Source organism: Xenorhabdus bovienii SS-2004 (assembly GCF_000027225.1).
In the GTDB taxonomy this organism is placed as follows: domain Bacteria; phylum Pseudomonadota; class Gammaproteobacteria; order Enterobacterales; family Enterobacteriaceae; genus Xenorhabdus; species Xenorhabdus bovienii_C.
Genome location: NC_013892.1, coordinates 222113 through 239504 on the forward strand (window position 1 = coordinate 222113; position 17392 = coordinate 239504).

The 17392-nt window shown below is 47.3% G+C and carries 13 protein-coding genes and 1 pseudogene; 6 read left to right on the plus strand and 8 right to left on the minus strand.

The window, feature by feature from the left end; translation table 11 throughout:
• Positions 1–70 precede the first annotated feature (70 nt).
• The 4 genes from typA to fabY all read left to right on the plus strand — a co-directional run bounded on the left by typA (position 71) and on the right by fabY (position 4319).
• Positions 71–1894: a ribosome-dependent GTPase TypA gene (typA, locus tag XBJ1_RS00970; protein ID WP_012986838.1), complete on the plus strand. Its 1824-nt coding sequence runs from the start codon at positions 71–73 to the stop codon at positions 1892–1894.
• A gap of 257 nt (positions 1895–2151) precedes the next feature.
• On the plus strand, positions 2152–2769 hold the full coding sequence (yihX, locus tag XBJ1_RS00975) for a glucose-1-phosphatase (RefSeq protein WP_038198231.1): 618 nt from the start codon (positions 2152–2154) through the stop codon (positions 2767–2769).
• 81 nt (positions 2770–2850) lie between these two features.
• Complete coding sequence (gene dtd, locus XBJ1_RS00980) at positions 2851–3288, plus strand: D-aminoacyl-tRNA deacylase (protein WP_012986840.1); 438 nt, start codon at positions 2851–2853, stop codon at positions 3286–3288.
• A gap of 113 nt (positions 3289–3401) precedes the next feature.
• The gene (gene fabY / locus XBJ1_RS00985) at positions 3402–4319 is read left to right on the plus strand and encodes a fatty acid biosynthesis protein FabY (protein ID WP_012986841.1); all 918 of its coding nucleotides are present in this window, start codon (positions 3402–3404) and stop codon (positions 4317–4319) included.
• Here fabY and XBJ1_RS00990 read toward each other — a convergent pair.
• Positions 4309–6120 (minus strand): AsmA family protein, encoded by a 1812-nt coding sequence (locus tag XBJ1_RS00990; protein WP_012986842.1) that lies wholly within the window; start codon positions 6118–6120, stop codon positions 4309–4311. The two genes, fabY and XBJ1_RS00990, sit on opposite strands and share 11 nt — an antisense overlap.
• Positions 6121–6323: 203 nt before the next feature.
• A complete protein-coding gene (locus tag XBJ1_RS00995; protein ID WP_012986843.1) occupies positions 6324–7709 on the minus strand; it encodes a nucleobase:cation symporter-2 family protein in 1386 nt (461 codons plus the stop codon).
• 242 nt (positions 7710–7951) lie between these two features.
• On the opposite strand from XBJ1_RS00995, the gene gltS reads away from it, so the two are divergent.
• Complete coding sequence (gene gltS, locus XBJ1_RS01000; protein WP_012986844.1) at positions 7952–9166, plus strand: sodium/glutamate symporter; 1215 nt, start codon at positions 7952–7954, stop codon at positions 9164–9166.
• Between the two features lie 122 nt (positions 9167–9288).
• Here gltS and recG read toward each other — a convergent pair whose 3' ends face one another.
• The 5 genes and pseudogenes from recG to gmk form a co-directional block, all read right to left on the minus strand.
• A complete protein-coding gene (gene recG / locus XBJ1_RS01005) occupies positions 9289–11370 on the minus strand; it encodes an ATP-dependent DNA helicase RecG (protein WP_012986845.1) in 2082 nt (693 codons plus the stop codon).
• A 22-nt stretch (positions 11371–11392) separates the two neighbouring features.
• Positions 11393–11548, minus strand: a pseudogene (locus tag XBJ1_RS19210) (tRNA (guanosine(18)-2'-O)-methyltransferase TrmH); the annotation flags it as partial.
• A complete protein-coding gene (gene spoT, locus XBJ1_RS01010; RefSeq protein WP_012986847.1) occupies positions 11549–13657 on the minus strand; it encodes a bifunctional GTP diphosphokinase/guanosine-3',5'-bis pyrophosphate 3'-pyrophosphohydrolase in 2109 nt (702 codons plus the stop codon).
• Between the two features lie 18 nt (positions 13658–13675).
• On the minus strand, positions 13676–13951 hold the full coding sequence (gene rpoZ / locus XBJ1_RS01015) for a DNA-directed RNA polymerase subunit omega (RefSeq protein WP_012986848.1): 276 nt from the start codon (positions 13949–13951) through the stop codon (positions 13676–13678).
• Positions 13952–14005: 54 nt separating this feature from the next.
• Positions 14006–14629: a guanylate kinase gene (gene gmk / locus XBJ1_RS01020; RefSeq protein WP_012986849.1), complete on the minus strand. Its 624-nt coding sequence runs from the start codon at positions 14627–14629 to the stop codon at positions 14006–14008.
• Positions 14630–14935: 306 nt separating this feature from the next.
• On the opposite strand from gmk, the gene ligB reads away from it, so the two are divergent.
• Positions 14936–16795, plus strand: a complete 1860-nt coding sequence (gene ligB, locus XBJ1_RS01025) for an NAD-dependent DNA ligase LigB (RefSeq protein ID WP_012986850.1) — start codon at positions 14936–14938, stop codon at positions 16793–16795.
• On the opposite strand, the gene XBJ1_RS01030 is transcribed toward ligB, so the two are convergent.
• Complete coding sequence (locus XBJ1_RS01030; protein ID WP_012986851.1) at positions 16770–17387, minus strand: trimeric intracellular cation channel family protein; 618 nt, start codon at positions 17385–17387, stop codon at positions 16770–16772. The two genes, ligB and XBJ1_RS01030, sit on opposite strands and share 26 nt — an antisense overlap.
• Positions 17388–17392: the final 5 nt, after the last annotated feature.

Genomic DNA, 17392 nt, shown 5'->3' on the forward strand with positions numbered 1-17392 from the left:
GAATGCGCGTTGCGTTCTGCACGCTGTATCCGTTTAATATTTTCTCAAATAGTTAAAATGGTAAAAATACTTGTCAATTAATAACTTAAGAAACATCGCCATCATCGCTCACGTCGACCATGGCAAAACCACGCTGGTTGATAAACTCTTGCAGCAGTCGGGTACATTTGGCGAACGCGCAGCAACGACTGAGCGTGTAATGGATTCCAATGATCTGGAAAAAGAGCGTGGCATCACCATTCTTGCAAAAAACACCGCCATTAAATGGAATGATTACCGTATCAACATCGTAGACACCCCAGGCCACGCCGACTTTGGTGGTGAAGTAGAGCGTGTGATGTCAATGGTTGACAGTGTGCTGTTGCTGGTTGATGCGATGGATGGCCCGATGCCACAAACTCGCTTCGTAACCCAGAAAGCCTTTGCCCACGGCCTGAAACCTATCGTTGTTATCAACAAAGTTGACCGTCCTGGCGCACGTCCTGACTGGGTCGTCGATCAGGTATTTGACCTGTTCGTCAACTTGGGTGCAACTGATGAGCAACTGGACTTCCCGATCGTCTATGCTTCTGCACTAATGGGTATTGCTGGTAATGAACACACAGACATGGCGGAAGACATGACCCCGCTGTATCAGGCGATTGTTGATCACGTTGAACCGCCTAAAGTTGATCTGGATGGCCCATTCCAGATGCAAATCTCGCAGTTGGACTACAACAACTATGTTGGGGTTATCGGCATTGGCAGTATTAAGCGTGGTACTGTAAAACCAAACCAGACCATCACCATCATTGACAGTGAAGGCAAAACCCGTAACGGTAAAGTCGGTAAAGTCTTCAGTCATCTGGGTTTGGATCGCATTGAATCAGCTCAGGCGGAAGCAGGCGACATTATTGCGATTACCGGTCTGGGCGAGTTGAGTATCTCTGATACGCTGTGTGATACCAGTGCCGTTGAAGCTTTGCCAGCACTGGCGGTTGATGAACCTACTGTCAGCATGTACTTCTGCGTAAACACCTCACCTTTCTGTGGTCGTGAAGGTAAATACGTGACTTCCCGCCAGATCCTTGATCGTCTGAGAAAAGAACTGGTACACAACGTGGCACTGCGTGTTGAAGAAACCGAAGATCCAGATGCATTCCGCGTTGCAGGTCGTGGTGAACTGCACCTGTCCGTCCTGATTGAAAACATGCGTCGTGAAGGCTTCGAGATGGGCGTTTCCCGTCCAAAAGTTATTTACCGTGAAATCGATGGCCGTAAGCAGGAACCATTCGAGCAGGTAACACTGGATATCGAAGAGCAACATCAGGGTGATGTGATGCAGGCTCTGGGTGAGCGTAAGGGCGAAATGCGTGACATGCTGCCAGATGGCAAGGGGCGTGTACGTCTGGATTACTCTATTCCAAGCCGTGGTTTGATCGGCTTCCGTACAGAGTTCATGACCATGACTTCCGGTACGGGTCTGCTCTATGCGACATTCAGTCATTATGATGATATTCGTCCGGGTGAAATCGGTCGCCGTCAAAACGGTGTGATGATTTCTAACGGTCAGGGTAAAGCGGTTGCTTACGCACTGTATAGTTTGCAGGATCGCGGCAAGCTGTTCCTCGGTCACGGTACGGAAGTTTATGAAGGCCAGATTATCGGTATTCACTCTCGTTCCAATGACCTGACTGTGAACTGCCTGACAGGTAAGAAACTGACCAACGTTCGTGCATCAGGAACAGATGAAGCAACGACACTGTCTCCATATCTCAAGAAAACACTGGAGCAGGCGCTGGAATTTATCGATGATGACGAGCTGGTTGAAGTGACTCCACAGTCGATTCGCCTGCGTAAACGCCATTTGACTGAAAATGATCGCCGTCGCGCAAATCGCGGCAAAGAAATGTAATTTCACCGCTGCTTAATTGTGTGTGCAAATTGCGTATGAATAGCTTAGGGTGCTTCGGCACTCTGAGTTTTATTGGCGTTTCTTCCGATTAACCTCCACGCTATTAACCTGCCTGTACCTCTATTCAAAAAATTGTTAATTTTTTCAACAACTTTTAATCAAAAGCGTAATTTGTCTGTTTTTTTATCATTTCACTCTTTTTTCTTAACAAAATTATGATAAAAGTACAAAACGACAATCGTCAGTCAGGAGGGATTATGCTGTATATTTTCGATATGGGTAATGTGATTATTGATATTGATTTTAAAAGAGTACTGGCTGTCTGGAGTAACCTGAGTGGAACACCACTGGCAACATTGACCACACGATTTTCAATGGGAGAGGCTTTTGAGCAACATGAATGTGGGCAAATAACGGATACTGCGTTTGCAGAAGCGTTGTGCGATGAAATGGAGGTCTCGCTCAGTTTTGAACAGTTCACAGAAGGCTGGCATGCGCTCTTTATTGATGTCAGACAGGATGTTATTGAACTGATGAATAAATTGCGTGAACAGGGACATCGAGTTGTTGTACTGTCAAATACAAACCGCCTGCATTTTGATTATTGGCCACATCATTACCCTGAGATTGCAGCATCTACAGATTTCCTTTATTTATCCCAAGATCTGGGCATGCGCAAACCGAATTCTGACATTTTTAAATACGTGCTTGGAGCAGAAGGTGTGACCGCTGTACAGGCTGTATTTTTTGATGATGTTTTGGTAAATGTTGAAGCTGCAAGAAAAATAGGCATCAATGCTATTCATGTGACTGACAGGAGCGTGATTCCTGATTACTTTAAGGCACATGATTTCTCCCTTCCCTCAGAAACGTAACTTCTTCTGCCCTTGCCGAGGCGGTTTACCTCACTTTCCTTGCCCGTTTTGGGCAAGGATGACATGGATAACAGACAAAAAATGATTGCATTAATTCAGCGCGTAACACAGGCGAAGGTTGTTGTTGAAGATGAAACTATTGGGGAAATTGAGCAGGGACTGCTGGTTTTACTCGGCGTTGAGAAAGAAGATAACCAGCAAAAAGCGCAGCGTTTATGTGAAAAAGTAATGGGGTATCGGGTATTCAGTGATGAGCAGGGAAAAATGAATCTGAATGTGCAGCAGGCTAATGGTAGTTTGCTGGTCGTTTCCCAATTTACCTTGGCTGCAGATACCCAAAAAGGTTTAAGGCCGAGTTTTTCTGGCGGTGCTGAACCGCAAAAAGCAGATGAATTTTATCGCTATTTTGTTGAACAGTGCCGTGTAACTGGTGTAAAAACAGAAACGGGGCAATTTGCCGCAGACATGAAAGTGAGTCTGATAAATGATGGGCCGGTGACTTTTTGGTTGCAGGTATGATGTGCAGACTCACTTCAACAGAGTGACTGGTATAACAAGAAAAAAACTCATCGTTTGCTGCATGCGCTCTCCTGACTACACATGACAACACGTATAAACAAGGGGTTGTTCCTATGTACCATCTGAGAGTACCTCAAACAGAACAAGAGCTGGAAACCTATTATCAATTTCGTTGGGAGATGCTGCGCAAGCCGCTTCATCAGCCTATCGGTTCAGAAAAAGATGGTTACGATTCGATGGCTCATCATCAAATGGTGGTGGATGAACACGGTAATCCGGTTGCTGTTGGGCGTTTATATATCAATGCAGACAGTGAAGGCGCTATTCGTTTTCTGGCTGTTCATCCCAATGTGCAGCAGAAAGGGTTGGGTACATTGATCGCGATGGCATTGGAATCAGTTGCCAGGCAAGAAGGTGTGAAACGGATTGTTTGCAGTGCACGGGAAGATGCCGTTGATTTTTTTAATAAACTGGGATTTAAAAACCGGGGTTTGATCAATGGTGCCAGAACGTCTCCCATTAACCATTTCCTGATGATCAAGCCTATCATGAGTCTTGATGATATTCTGCATCGTCCGGACTGGTGTGCGGAGTTGCAGCAGGCATGGTATCAACAGATCCCTCTGAGCGAAAAGATGGGCTTACGCATTACCCAGTATACAGGGCAACGCTTTATTACAACGATGCCAGAAGCAGGGAATCAGAATCCGCATCATACCATTTTTGCGGGTAGCCTGTTTTCACAGGCCACACTGACAGCATGGGGGCTGATCTGGCTGTTGTTACAGGAACGCCAGCTGGGGGGGAACATCATTCTGGTCGATGCCAATATCCGCTACCGACAGTCTATTACGGGGCGTCCCAGTGCAATCGCTGATTTTAATAACATGAGCGGCGATTTGGCTCGTCTTGCCCGTGGCAACAAGGCACGGGTTAAACTGGAAGTACAGGTCAGCGGTGAACAGGGCGTTGGTAGCGTGTTCACCGGCACTTATCTTGTGCTGCCTGTCGAACGCTCTGTTACAGTTTAATTTTGAGGCAGGTTTTACTCTCGGCAGTTTCACTTTCTGCGCGGGTATTACCTGCCTCTGCGGTATGAGCTTCCGTTGAAGGTGCTATTGCAGCGCCATCTACGGTTCCAGCTGGAGAGCAGTTACTGCTTAAAATTAGCCCCTGAACAATGGATTGTGAATCTTTGTTTGATGATTTATCTTCAGCAGTCAGTGTGCCATTGATGGTGCCTTTAATATCATCAGCAGAGAGATTACCTGTCAGGGCGAGGGAAAAATTTCCCTCTCCCTGCATAGTAAGTGGTATCCAACCCCATCGTGGCAGGATGCCTAAATCCGCATTCATGCCCTTGAAATTAAGCTCAAAAGGTTTTTGGGCAGTTTGCTGTTCAGCTGAACCGCTAGCTTGTAGTAATCCATGACCGTTGAAAGCGTTCAGTTTATCAATCGTTAGCCTGTCATCTGTCGCGTGTAATTGCAGATAGGGACGAGTTATTTCAATTTTATTAAATGTTCCGCTGGCTGCCTGCAAAGATGCCTGACCCTCCCATAATCCCCACCTGCCATTTTTCAGAATATTCATGGTATCCACATGGCCTGAGAGAGTGGTGAGCTGAAATGGGAAATCCGGATTAACATCAATCAGCAGAGTATTATTGACGCTGATATCATTTAATGTCAGTCCTGAAATCCATCCCGGTGCGGCGTTTTTGATATCGTTCCGCCATGTGGGTGGCAGGTCATAAACTAGCCCGGTTACTGAGCTGTTATTGAACGTCAGTTGACGGTTTTTGCGATCCCACTCGGATTGGATATTGAATAATCCTTTTTGGTAGTGGGTCGTCAGATGAGCGACAGTAAAAGTATCACCAGAAAAATGGAGTTGCCCCAGCGTGTTGCTGAACTGAGCGTTATTGAATGCCATATTCATGACATTGAAATCAATCAGCCCATCTTTAGCTTCCCAGCTTCCATTCACCAGTCCCAGGTTTTTGATGGTGGTATCCAGATAATCGACAGACCAATTTTTCCCTTGCAGCTTGGCATTAGTGATATTGAGGTCTTTAACATGAATGGCCGGAAGATGACGGGTTTTTTCTTGCAACGTGCTCAATGTCATCGGTGATTGCCAGCGTATATTGCTGATCAGGAGATTATTCCAGCGCCAGCTGCCGTCAGATAATTGCCGGCCATCCCCAGAGATAGCCCCTTGCAGAAATGCTGCACCAAAAGTGTCGATAGTCAGAGTCTTATTCTGATAGCTGCCCTGCATGATAACCTTTTCAAAGGGAATACCATTGAAACTCATAGTACTGGCACTAAATTGATACTGCCCATTGCCAAACGGGTTTCCTGCGGCAGGCATCCAAGGGGTGATGCCACCCGTGATATTTTCCCCTTTAATTTGTGTGTGGGGGTTCTCTAACTGAATATTCATCTGGTTTAGTTGCAGAATGTCTGCTTGCAAGAGGGGGGGCAATTGATCGCCTGCCAGTATCAGTTTCCCTTGTTGCAATGTCAGACGGTGGAGGTTACGCGGTGTCAGCAAGTGTTGCCATTTGAGATCCAGATTAACGGTACTGACATTGAGTGAGAAAGCGCTTTGCTTATCATGGATATTCACATTGTTGAGCGTCAGTGTCGCAGGTTGCAGCCAGTTATGACTGATGCTATCAATGCTGATCTCATAGTGGCCTTGTCTGTTGAGCCATTGGTTTAATTGTTTGGTTCCCCAGTGCGTCTGGACAACAATATAAATGACGATAATTGCCAGAATCAGCAACAGCAAAAGAGTAACAAAAAATTTCCCTAACCACTTCATGATCTCACCTCAGCATGACCCCCTGATAAAGACTCTTTTATGCCGTAAAACGGATATTCACACAATAGAGATAGATTGATAATCAATCAATCAGTGTGTTTATGAAGAAATTCATGTTGATATTGCGAGGGGTTATGCAAAAAAATGAAAAAACTCCCACTGAAAAAGCGGGAGGGGAAATCAGAGGAATGAAAATCTGGCCGCTATTTTTCCTGCGGAAAAATCAGGTTCAGAAGAATTGCAGTCAGCCCACCAGCGGCAATGCCGGAAGATAGCAGATTTTTCATCCACTCAGGTGCAAACTGTAAAATCAAGGGTTGTTGGGATACGCCTAAACCAACGGCCAGCGACAACGCGATGATCATAATGGCGCGACGGTTCAGTGGCTCGCGGGAAACAATTCTGACACCGGATGCGGCGATAGTCCCGAACATGACAATAGTGGCGCCCCCTAACACGGGTTCAGGAATATGTTGTACAAATCCGGCCACGGCGGGGAACAGCCCCAACAGGATCAGCATAGACGCGATAATGTAACCAACATGGCGGCTGGCAACGCCGGTCAGTTGTATCACACCATTGTTCTGGCCAAAACAGGAATTCGGAAATGTATTGAATACTGCGGAAACTATCGAATTAAGACCATTTGCCAGTACACCTCCCTTAATGCGTTTCATATATAACGGGCCACTGATTGGCTGCTCTGAAACATCGGATGTCGCTGTAATATCGCCGATGGTTTCTAACGACGTCACCATAAAAATCAGGATAAGGGGGATCAGTAGATTCCAGTCAAAAGACAGTCCGTAATAGAACGGAGAGGGAACGGTGATAACGGGTGTGTCTGTTCTGGGTGTCGCATGAGGTAGCATACCCATGTACCAAGCCAACAGATAGCCTACCGCCATAGCAATGACCAGAGAAGCCACTCGCAGGTAGGGATTACGCTGGCGATTCAGTAGCACGATAACGGCAAGAACGGCTCCTGCCAGCAGCAGATTTTCAGGCACACCAAACGTACCATTTTGAATGGCAGAGTAACCGCCGCCGATGGAAGTCAACCCGACTTGGATTAGCGACAGACCGATAATCATCACGACAATACCGGAAACCAGCGGCGTAATGATTTTTCTGGCCAGATGCAACACGCGGGACAGCAGCACTTCGGTGATTGCCGCCATCATCAGCGTACCAAACAGAGCGGCCATCATGGTTGGGATATCTGCTCCTCCATTTTTAAGAGCCAGTCCTCCCATGATTAGTGGCGCAACAAAATTAAAACTGGTTCCCTGAATGGAAAGCAAGCCAGAGCCGACAGGCCCCCAGGAGCGGATCTGGATAAGCGATGCTACCCCTGATGCGAACAGAGACATGCTGATAATGCGTTGTGTATCCAGTTCAGGAAGCCCCAGAGCCTGACAAATCAACATGGCGGGTGTGATAACGGCAACAAACATCGCCAGCAGATGTTGGCTGGCTGCAAACAGTGCGTGTAGAAGTGGCGGTTTATCTTCTAGACGGTAAATCAATTCGCTGCCTGATGCCTCAGGTGCTTCTGATGTAGAGTGCTCACGGGATGAGGTAACCATGGTGTGAAATTCCGGATGGGAAAAAAAAACTATTTTAATGATCTGCCTTATTAAGGCAATCGTTTGCGCTAAATTTTTATAATGAATAACGATTTGATTTCGTCACATTCTTAAATTTTTTAACTTGTGTTTATCAGTAATTTTTTTTCTAATCCACCCCTTAGCTGCTCTTGGCGTTTTTATAGGATGATTATAACGTCGCATTAAATTCACATAACTTTAACAATAGATGGGGTACATCGATGTATCAGATGGATATTTATGGCACGCTCGTTGCGGCTACGCTGGTTTTGCTACTGGGAAGAAAACTCGTACAATCAATTCCATTCCTTGAGAAATATACCATCCCTGAACCGGTTGCAGGCGGGCTATTGGTCGCTATCGTTTTACTGGCCGTTAAGCAGTCCACAGATTGGGAAATCAGTTTCGATTTATCTCTCAAAGATCCCCTCATGTTGATGTTCTTTGCCACCATAGGCTTGAATGCGAACCTTGCCAGCCTGAAAGCAGGTGGAAAATTTCTGGTACTTTTTGTCTTTGTCGTGATTGGGTTGCTGTTGGTGCAGAACACCGTGGGTATTGCACTGGCGAAAATGCTTGGACTTGACCCATTAATGGGATTATTGGCTGGTTCCATCACACTTTCAGGCGGACACGGCACCGGCGCCGCTTGGGGTAAAGTATTCTCCGAACGCTATGGTTTTGATAATGCGACCGAAGTAGCAATGGCCTGTGCGACATTCGGTTTGATATTGGGTGGTTTGATTGGTGGCCCTGTGGCTCGTTTTCTGGTGAAAAATACCAAAGCGCCGGGCTTGGGGGTAGATGATGCCGAAATTCCTACTGCGTTTGAGAAACCTTATACCGGCCGCATGATTACACCATTGGTTATGCTGGAAACCATCGCCTTAATCTCTATCTGTTTGTTGGCAGGTAGTTATATTGAGAAACAGCTAGAGCATACGATGTTTGAATTACCAACATTTGTATGCGTATTGTTTGTCGGGGTAATCCTGAGTAATGGCCTATCGCTGCTTGGCTTTTATCGCGTATTTGACCGAGCGGTATCGGTACTGGGCAACGTCAGCCTGTCATTGTTCCTGGCTATGGCGTTGATGAGTCTGAAACTGTGGCAGTTGGCTTCACTTGCATTGCCAATGTTGGTGATCCTCGTGGTGCAATCGATAGTGATGGCATTGTATGCGATTTTCGTGACTTATCGCGTGATGGGCAAAAATTACGATGCTTCTATTTTGTCGGCTGGTCACTGTGGTTTCGGTTTGGGAGCGACACCGACGGCTATCGCAAACATGCAGGCAATTACGGATCGATGTGGGCCATCACATATGGCATTCCTTCTTGTGCCAATGGTAGGTGCGTTCTTTATTGATATTGTTAACGCTGCCGTTATCAAAATTTATCTATTGTTACCGATATTCCCGTCTATAGCAGGTTAATTTGATTCGTTTTTAATCTTGCCAGATAACTTGGCTAAAAATGCCGCTGAAATATTCAGCGGCATTTTTTTGCTTACATTGCTGCGGGTATTTTGGTCTTGCTGGTGCCTTGGGTATCGATATCAGGCATGACTGTATTGTGAGCGATCAGGCAGCCAGCGCTCAATCAGTGCCTTGGCATGTTCAGGATAATGCTGATGGATATAGCTGGAGATGCGCTGAACTTCAGACAGCATTCCCTGATCCCGCAGTAAATCGGCGATCCTGAATTCAGCATTGCCTGTCTGACGAGTGCCGAGCAATTCACCCGGCCCCCGGATTTCTAAATCTTTCTGGGCAATCACAAAACCATCGTTACTGTCGCGCAGAACTTGCAGGCGTATTTTCGCGGTGTTGGTCAGCGGGGTTTTATACAGCAGAACACAATGTGAAGCCACTGCTCCTCGACCCACTCGTCCACGAAGCTGGTGCAATTGAGCCAGCCCCAGCCGTTCAGGGTTATCGATGATCATCAGGCTGGCATTGGGTACATCAACACCGACTTCAATGACCGTGGTAGCAACCAATAACTGTAACTCTCCCCGTTTGAAGGCATCCATAATGGTCTGTTTTTCTGCGGGTTTCATTCTTCCGTGCACCAGACCGATTTTCAGATCTGGCAATATCAGAGCCAGTTCTTCGCTGGTGGCTTGAGCGGCCTGCGCTTCCAGAACTTCAGAATCCTCGATGAGAGTACATACCCAATAAGCCTGACGTCCTTCATCCAAACAGGCACTTTTGATGCGCTGGATAATTTCATTTCTGCGGGTATCTGGAATGGCAACAGTTGTTACTGGTGTTCGCCCCGGCGGCAGTTCATCAATGATCGAAGTATCCAGATCGGCATAAGCCGTCATTGCCAAGGTACGTGGAATCGGTGTGGCGGTCATGATTAACTGATGAGGGTGAAAGCCTTGCTCACATCCCTTCTCCCATAATGCAAGGCGCTGGTGAACACCAAACCGGTGTTGTTCATCGATGATAACCAGTGCCAGACCTGAGAATCTGACCTGCTCCTGAAACATCGCATGTGTCCCGACCACCATACTTACTTGACCGTTTGCGATAGCTTCCTGCTGTGCCTGACGCGCTTTGCCCTTTTGTTTGCCTGCCAGCCAACCCACTTGAATGCCAAGTGGTTCAAACCATTGACGGAAGGTATTGGCATGCTGTTCAGCAAGCAGTTCAGTGGGTGCCATTAATGCAACCTGCTTACCGTGAACGAGCGCCCGTAAAGCGGCCAGTGCGGCTACCAGTGTTTTGCCAGAACCGACATCCCCTTGTATCAAGCGCATCATCGGAACATTTTTTTCCAAATCTTGCTCTATCTCTGCGACTACTCGTACCTGTGCACCTGTCGGAACAAAGGGCAATTGGCTAATAAGTTGCTGTTTTAAAGAATTATCTGCGGTGAGCTGCTGGGCATGAAAGCGTTGAGCACCGGCCCTGACTGCCAGCATACTTAAATGGTGCGCCAGCAACTCTTCCAGAATCAGCCGGCGTTGAGCAGGGTGTCGTCTATTATCCAAATCAGTCAGCGAAACATCCGGCGGGGGACGATGCAAAGTATGCAGTGCGTTAGGAAGGCTGATAAGCTTGCGGCTAAACTCTTCCGGCAATAACTCGTTAATGACACAGGTATCAAGAAGTTCCAGCGCTTGCTCGATTAACTTACGCAGTGTTGTCTGACGCACTCCCTCTGTCGTGGGATAGATGGGAGTCAATGTGTCCTGCAACTGAATGCGTTCAGCGTGTTGCTGGGTTTTATATTCGGGATGAATAATCTCAGGTCCCTGATTCCCGCGCCGGATTTCGCCATAGGCAATGACGTGCTTCCCTTCTGCTAAATTATTCTTCATGGCGGCGGTGAAATTGAAAAAGCGCAGGGTCAATACGCCGGTTCCATCACTGATTTGGCAGGTCATGATGCGACGACGCCCAAAAGTGACATGGGTACGCAAGACCTCACCCGTCACGGTGGCATAAACACCGGGCAGTAAGTCATTGATGGAATATAGACGGGTTTGATCCTCATAACGGAGAGGCAGATGTAGCAGCAAGTCCTGTAGATTGACCAGCCCTAATTTGGCGAGCTTAGTGACCTGGCTGGCTCCAACTCCACGCAAGGTGGTTAAGGGGATAGCATCAAGTAGTCGGCCTTTCATGCGATTTCTCCGTCGGTGTGATTTATTTCCCTGTTAATGGTGCAGTCGTTGCCTGCATTGCTGCCCACCATGATTCACTTGCGATGATTTGCCCCTGCTGATCAATCAGTGGCTGTTCCGGCCTCTTATGGCGTGAAACTGCCGCCAATGCGGGATATCCTTCTTCGAAAAGTAACCTTTAGTTTCGGTTACGGCTGACTCGCATCACATCTGGCATAACGCGTATCTTACGCATAATATTCGCCAACTGAATGCGGTCTTGGGTCGTCAGCCTGATGAAAGCACAATAAACGCGACCATCTTTTTCCTCCGTATTCATGCTCTGAATGCTGGAGTTAGCATCGTTGATGGCCGCCGTCAGATTCGCCAGTGCGCCTTGATGGTTAAACATATCAACTTTAATTTCGGCGATAAAATCGCTGTTGACATCTTTATCCCATTCGACAGGCATGAATTTTTCCGGCTCTTTCTGGTATCCACGGATATTACGGCAGGATTCGTGGTGAATAACCAGACCTTTTCCCGGACTGATATGAGAAATGATCGGGTCGCCAGGAATTGGACGACAGCACTTTGCAAAGGTAATCAGAATGCCGTCAGCCCCTTTGATGGGCAGTTTACGGGTGCTATTGTTGTTGTTTGGAATCTTTTCCGTTGCACCCAGTAAATTCCGTGCAACAACCACACTCATAGCATTACCCAGCCCAATTTCAGCCAGCAAATCATCCAATGTGGCAAGTTTCATTCTTACCAGCTCTTTGGTGATACTTTCCTGCGGAATATCGGTAATTTTCTTTCCGTTGCCAAGCGCATGGTTGAGCAGACGACGCCCCAGACCAACCGAATCATCCCGTTTAAGATTTTTCAATAACTGGCGAATTTTGGCGCGAGCTTTGGAACTGACGACAAAGTTCAGCCATGCTGCATTCGGGCGCGCACCTGGCGCCGTAATAATTTCGACGGTCTGCCCACTACTAAGTGTTTGCGACAGTGGATAAGGCTGGCGATCAACACGTGCTCCAACGCAGGCATGACCGATATCGGTATGAACGGCATAGGCGAAGTCAACCGGGCTTGCCCCCGCCGGTAATTCAACAATCCGCCCTTCTGGCGTAAAAACGTAAATCTCATCGGGAAATAAATCAGATTTAACGCTTTCAATAAATTCAAAAGAGCTTCCTGCACTTTGCTGAAGTTCCAACAGGCTCTGCATCCAGCGTTGAGCGCGGATTTGAGCTGTAGTGCCTGATTCGCCCTGCTCTTTATATGCCCAGTGTGCCGCCACCCCCATTTCTGCCATCTGATCCATATCTTCGGTACGGATCTGGACTTCGACAGGGACGCCGTGTGGGCCGATAAGAGAGGTATGCAGGGATTGATAGCCGTTGGCTTTGGGAATGGCAATATAATCTTTCACTCTGCCAGGACGAGGCTTATACAGGCTGTGCATTTGCCCCAGTACGCGATAGCAGGTATCAAGATTGTTGACGATGACGCGAAAGGCGTAAATATCCATGATGGAGTGAAAACGCTGTTCTTTCAGGTGCATCTTGCGATAAATAGAGTAGAGGTGTTTTTCCCGTCCACTAACGGTGCATTGGATGCCAGCGTCCGTTAATCTGCCTTCAATTTCCGACAGAATTTTCTGGATCATCTCCTTGCGATTGCCGCGAGCAGCTTTAACAACCTCTTTAATCACACGATAACGGTTAGGGTGCAGTGCTTCAAATCCCAGCTCCTCCAGCTCCGTTTTCAGGTGATGAATACCCAGACGGTGAGCTAGTGGGCTGTAGATTTCCAGCGTTTCCCTGGCGATGCGCCGCCGTTTGTCAGGGCGCAGGGAGCCAAGGGTTCGCATATTGTGTGTACGGTCTGCCAGTTTGATCAGAATGACGCGGATGTCCTGCACCATTGCCATGATCATTTTGCGGAAGTTTTCAGCTTGTGCTTCCTTCTTGTTGCGGAAGTTCAGCTTATCCAGTTTGGAGACACCTTCCACCAACCCGGCGACAGCCGTGCCGAATAGCTGTTCGATATCCTGAAATGTCGCTGGCGTATCTTCAATCACATCATGCAGAAGTGCCGCCATGAGTGTCTCATGGTCAAGACGCATTTCGGCCAGAATACAGGAAACAGCGACAGGGTGAGTAATATACGGCTCACCACTGGAGCGGGTTTGCCCTTCGTGGGCATCCCGCGCAACAACATAGGCCTGTTTCAGTAGAACTATCTGATCTTCAGGCAAATATTTGAGAACAAGCTGATTCAGGCTTTCAAACAGGTACAAGGCAGACCTACCGTAAAATTAGCGACGACCTTCAGCGATGACAGAAACCGCTTTAATTTCTGCGGCATCTTGCTCTTGTTGCTCCTGACGATCACGAACATCAAGAATTTTATTGTTGATGAGGCCTTGTTCGATTTCACGCAGAGCGATAACAGTCATCTTATCGTTTTCTTCTGCTACGAGAGGATCTTTACCGCCTGATTGCAATTGGCGTGCTCGGCGAGCAGCGACCAACACCAGGTCAAAACGGTTACCAATTTTTTCTACTGCGTCTTGAACAGTTACGCGTGCCATATGTGTGCTACTCCACAGATAAATAAATGACTGGGCATAATACTGAAACTTGGTTCAGCCTGCCAATAATTTGCTGATTAAGGCATCATGCCGTTGAGCCTGACGATCTAATCGTATACGCTCTGAACGAATAATGGATTGTAAATCGGCCAGTGCCGTATTGAAATCATCATTGATAATGACGTAATCATATTCGCCGTAATGTTCCATCTCCGCGACCGCCTGAGACATTCGTTTGTCAATGACTTCATCGCTGTCTTGACCGCGACCCCGCAGGCGACGGAGTAATTCTTCCTTCGATGGCGGAAGAATAAAAATGCTACGGGCTGCCGGCATTTTCTGCCGAACTTGCTGCGCACCCTGCCAGTCAATATCAAGAAAAACGTCAACGCCACTGGCTAGCGTATCTTCGATAATTTTGCGGGATGTGCCGTAATAGTTACCAAAAACACCAGCATATTCCAAAAATTCATCATGGCTGATCATATTCTGGAATTCATCAACAGTGACGAAAAAATAATGCTCACCATGATTTTCGCCAGGACGCGTTGGGCGCGTTGTATGTGAAACAGAAACCTGAGTGTCATACAAAGGCTGAGTTTTTAATAAAGCCTGAATAAGGCTTGATTTGCCTGCTCCACTCGGCGCAGAAACAATATATAACGTTCCTTGGTTCATGATGATTTCTTGACTGATTGGGTATTAATAAATGCAAGCGCAGGAATATAAAATCCCACATAGTATACACGGATACGTCAACCCATGCAGCGTTACAATACATGCCAACGGACATTTCAACAAAATTTTTTCTTAACCCACTGACATTAATGAATCATTTTGCGAAACAATTTCAGGAAAAATAAACGGTTGCAGAAAATGATTATGTATTTTTCGAAGCGTTTCGCAAATTAGTCTTTTCCTGCTTGGTAAAAGTTCCACTGTTTTTTATTCTTTGCTCGTGTTTAAGGGACGTGTGGAGCAGGGATGCTTAATTTTCTCATCATGATATTGGCGCTGTTGTTTGGAATACCTGTGGCATTAGCGGGAATGGCAGAGCAGGTGCCAGCAGAATTTACTGAAAGCGTAGAAACCGGTAGTACAGGAAACATGGCGGATTGTCCTGTTTGGCCACAGGAGAAAATCCAACGTGAAATGCAGCACCTGACACGGCAGATGGCGGAGTGGGATCAGCTTTATCGTCAACAGGGTATCAGTGAAATCGATGACGAATTCTATGATCAACTATTGGAAATCCTGACACTTTGGCGAACTTGTTTGCATCAGACGTCAGACAGCACGTTTTCTGTTGCTGTGCCACGGGAAGGAAAACAACCTCATCCTGTGCAGCATACCGGATTAAACAAGCTGAAAGGGGTAAAAGAAATTCACCAGTGGCTACAGGGACGGTCGGTTGTTTGGCTGCAACCCAAAGTGGATGGTGTTGCGGTCACGTTGGTTTATGAAAAAGGCCGACTGGTGGGGTTAATCAGTCGTGGCAATGGTTCGGAAGGAACGAACTGGATGGATAAAAGTTCATTTATTACCGACATTCCCAAACAGATAAAAAATGCACCAGAGCGCTTGGTGTTACAAGGTGAGTTGTTCTGGCAGCAAGATAACCACCGCCAATCTGTTGCAGGTGGTCAGGGGGCGCGCAGCAAGGTCGCAGGGCTGATGATGCGCAAGTCATCTGCGCCAGAACTTGGTCAGATAGGAATATTTATCTGGGGCTGGCCAGATGGGCCAAATGAGATGGCGGTAAAGCTGGAGCGATTGGCATCAATGGGGTTTCCCACTGCACAGCAATATAGCCACCGAATTTTCAGTGCGGAAGATGCTGAAAAAAGGTGGAGCTCCTATTTTATCCAGCCACTTCCTTTTGCCACAGATGGCGTTGTCTTAAGACAGGAAACTGAGCCTACTGGCCGGCAGTGGCGTGCAGGCTCAAACAGTTGGGCGATTGCCTGGAAGTACCCATTACAGCAGCAATTGACAACTGTGAGAGATGTCAATTTCAAGATAGGCCGGACAGGAAGGATTTCCGTTTTGCTGGAGCTGGAAAAAGTGAAGCTGGATGACAGGCAGGTCAGGCGGGTCAATCTTGGTTCAGTCAGTCGCTGGAGACAGTGGAACGTTTATCCGGGAGATAAAGTTACGGTAGCGCTGGCGGGGCATGGCGTTCCGAAACTCGATAAAGTGGTATGGCGTATTGCTGAACGGCCTGATATTCAGCCACCGAATGCGCAGGACTTTCATTCGCTGAGTTGCCTTGTATCCCATGATAGTTGCCAGCAACAATTTATTGCCCGTCTGACATGGCTTGGGGAAAATCTGAACATGCAAGGCATTGGGCAAGGAACATGGGCCGCTTTGGTGAAACATGGGCTGGTGACACATTTAACGGATTGGCTGGCGCTGGATATTGCACAACTTACTGAAGTGCCAAACATAGGGATCAAACGTGCCGAGTTGATTTTTGCTCAGTTCCAGCAGGCAAGATTACAGCCGCTTTCGTCATGGCGTGAAGCGATAGGGTTGCCTTATGCCAATCGATTTACGGATGAAATGGGCTGGCAACAGGATTTACTGTTATCCAAAACAGGCGCGAAGAATTCATTAACGACAAAACAGACCGCAAAAATTGCAGCTTTTTTGCAGCATCCGGAGATTAAAACGTTAGTCCATGCATTAACTGTACATGGAATTGGAGAAAAACAGGAAAGTGAGGAAAATACGGTTGGGGAGAAGAAAGAAGTGGAGTCGGTAAGTTATTCAGAAGCAAGGGAGCAAGAACATGCCTCCGATGCTCTTAATAATGTCAGTGCTCAGAACCCTCATAATTGAAGATGGGTAAACCAAGACGATAACGGATAGCAATCAATCGAGCCGCCAGCCCTGCGGTAAGCGTAATCAGAACCACGCTGTTCGGGTGCAATGGCGTGTGTAATAACCCGATATATAGCCAAGCGGCAGCGAAAGAAACACCCGCATAGATCTCTTTCTGGAATACCAGCGGGATAGTATTACAAAACATATCGCGCAGTACCCCGCCAAAAACCCCCGTAATCACGGCAGCAATGGCGGCGATGATCGGGCTGTGGTTCATATCCAGAGCAATTTGTGCACCAATAATGGAAAAGACAATCAGACCAATGGCATCGAGAATGAGAAATAAACGGCGCAGATGTTTCATCATGGGGGCAACCCAGATAGTGATCACCGCAGCGCAGGCAACAGTCACGATGTAGGCTGGATTTTCTACCCAGCCAAGTGGGTAATGACCCAGAATAATGTCACGGACGGAGCCACCACCAATGGCCGTCACGGAAGCAATAATGATAACGCCGAACACATCCATTTTCCGGCGACCTGCGGCTAAGGCGCCTGTCATGGCTTCAGCCGTGATACCAATGATATAAAGAACACTAAGTAGCATAAGTT

Bases quoted from the DNA above. Each gene is read 5' to 3' on its own strand.
- XBJ1_RS00995 (WP_012986843.1), bottom strand. From the start codon at position 7,709: ATGGTTACCTCATCCCGTGAGCACTCTACATCAGAAGCACCTGAGGCA.
- dtd (WP_012986840.1), top strand. From the start codon at position 2,851: ATGATTGCATTAATTCAGCGCGTAACACAGGCGAAGGTTGTTGTTGAA.
- fabY (WP_012986841.1), top strand. From the start codon at position 3,402: ATGTACCATCTGAGAGTACCTCAAACAGAACAAGAGCTGGAAACCTAT.
- XBJ1_RS01030 (WP_012986851.1), bottom strand. From the start codon at position 17,387: ATGCTACTTAGTGTTCTTTATATCATTGGTATCACGGCTGAAGCCATG.
- gmk (WP_012986849.1), bottom strand. From the start codon at position 14,629: ATGAACCAAGGAACGTTATATATTGTTTCTGCGCCGAGTGGAGCAGGC.
- rpoZ (WP_012986848.1), bottom strand. From the start codon at position 13,951: ATGGCACGCGTAACTGTTCAAGACGCAGTAGAAAAAATTGGTAACCGT.
- gltS (WP_012986844.1), top strand. From the start codon at position 7,952: ATGTATCAGATGGATATTTATGGCACGCTCGTTGCGGCTACGCTGGTT.
- yihX (WP_038198231.1), top strand. From the start codon at position 2,152: ATGCTGTATATTTTCGATATGGGTAATGTGATTATTGATATTGATTTT.
- ligB (WP_012986850.1), top strand. From the start codon at position 14,936: ATGCTTAATTTTCTCATCATGATATTGGCGCTGTTGTTTGGAATACCT.
- recG (WP_012986845.1), bottom strand. From the start codon at position 11,370: ATGAAAGGCCGACTACTTGATGCTATCCCCTTAACCACCTTGCGTGGA.
- XBJ1_RS00990 (WP_012986842.1), bottom strand. From the start codon at position 6,120: ATGAAGTGGTTAGGGAAATTTTTTGTTACTCTTTTGCTGTTGCTGATT.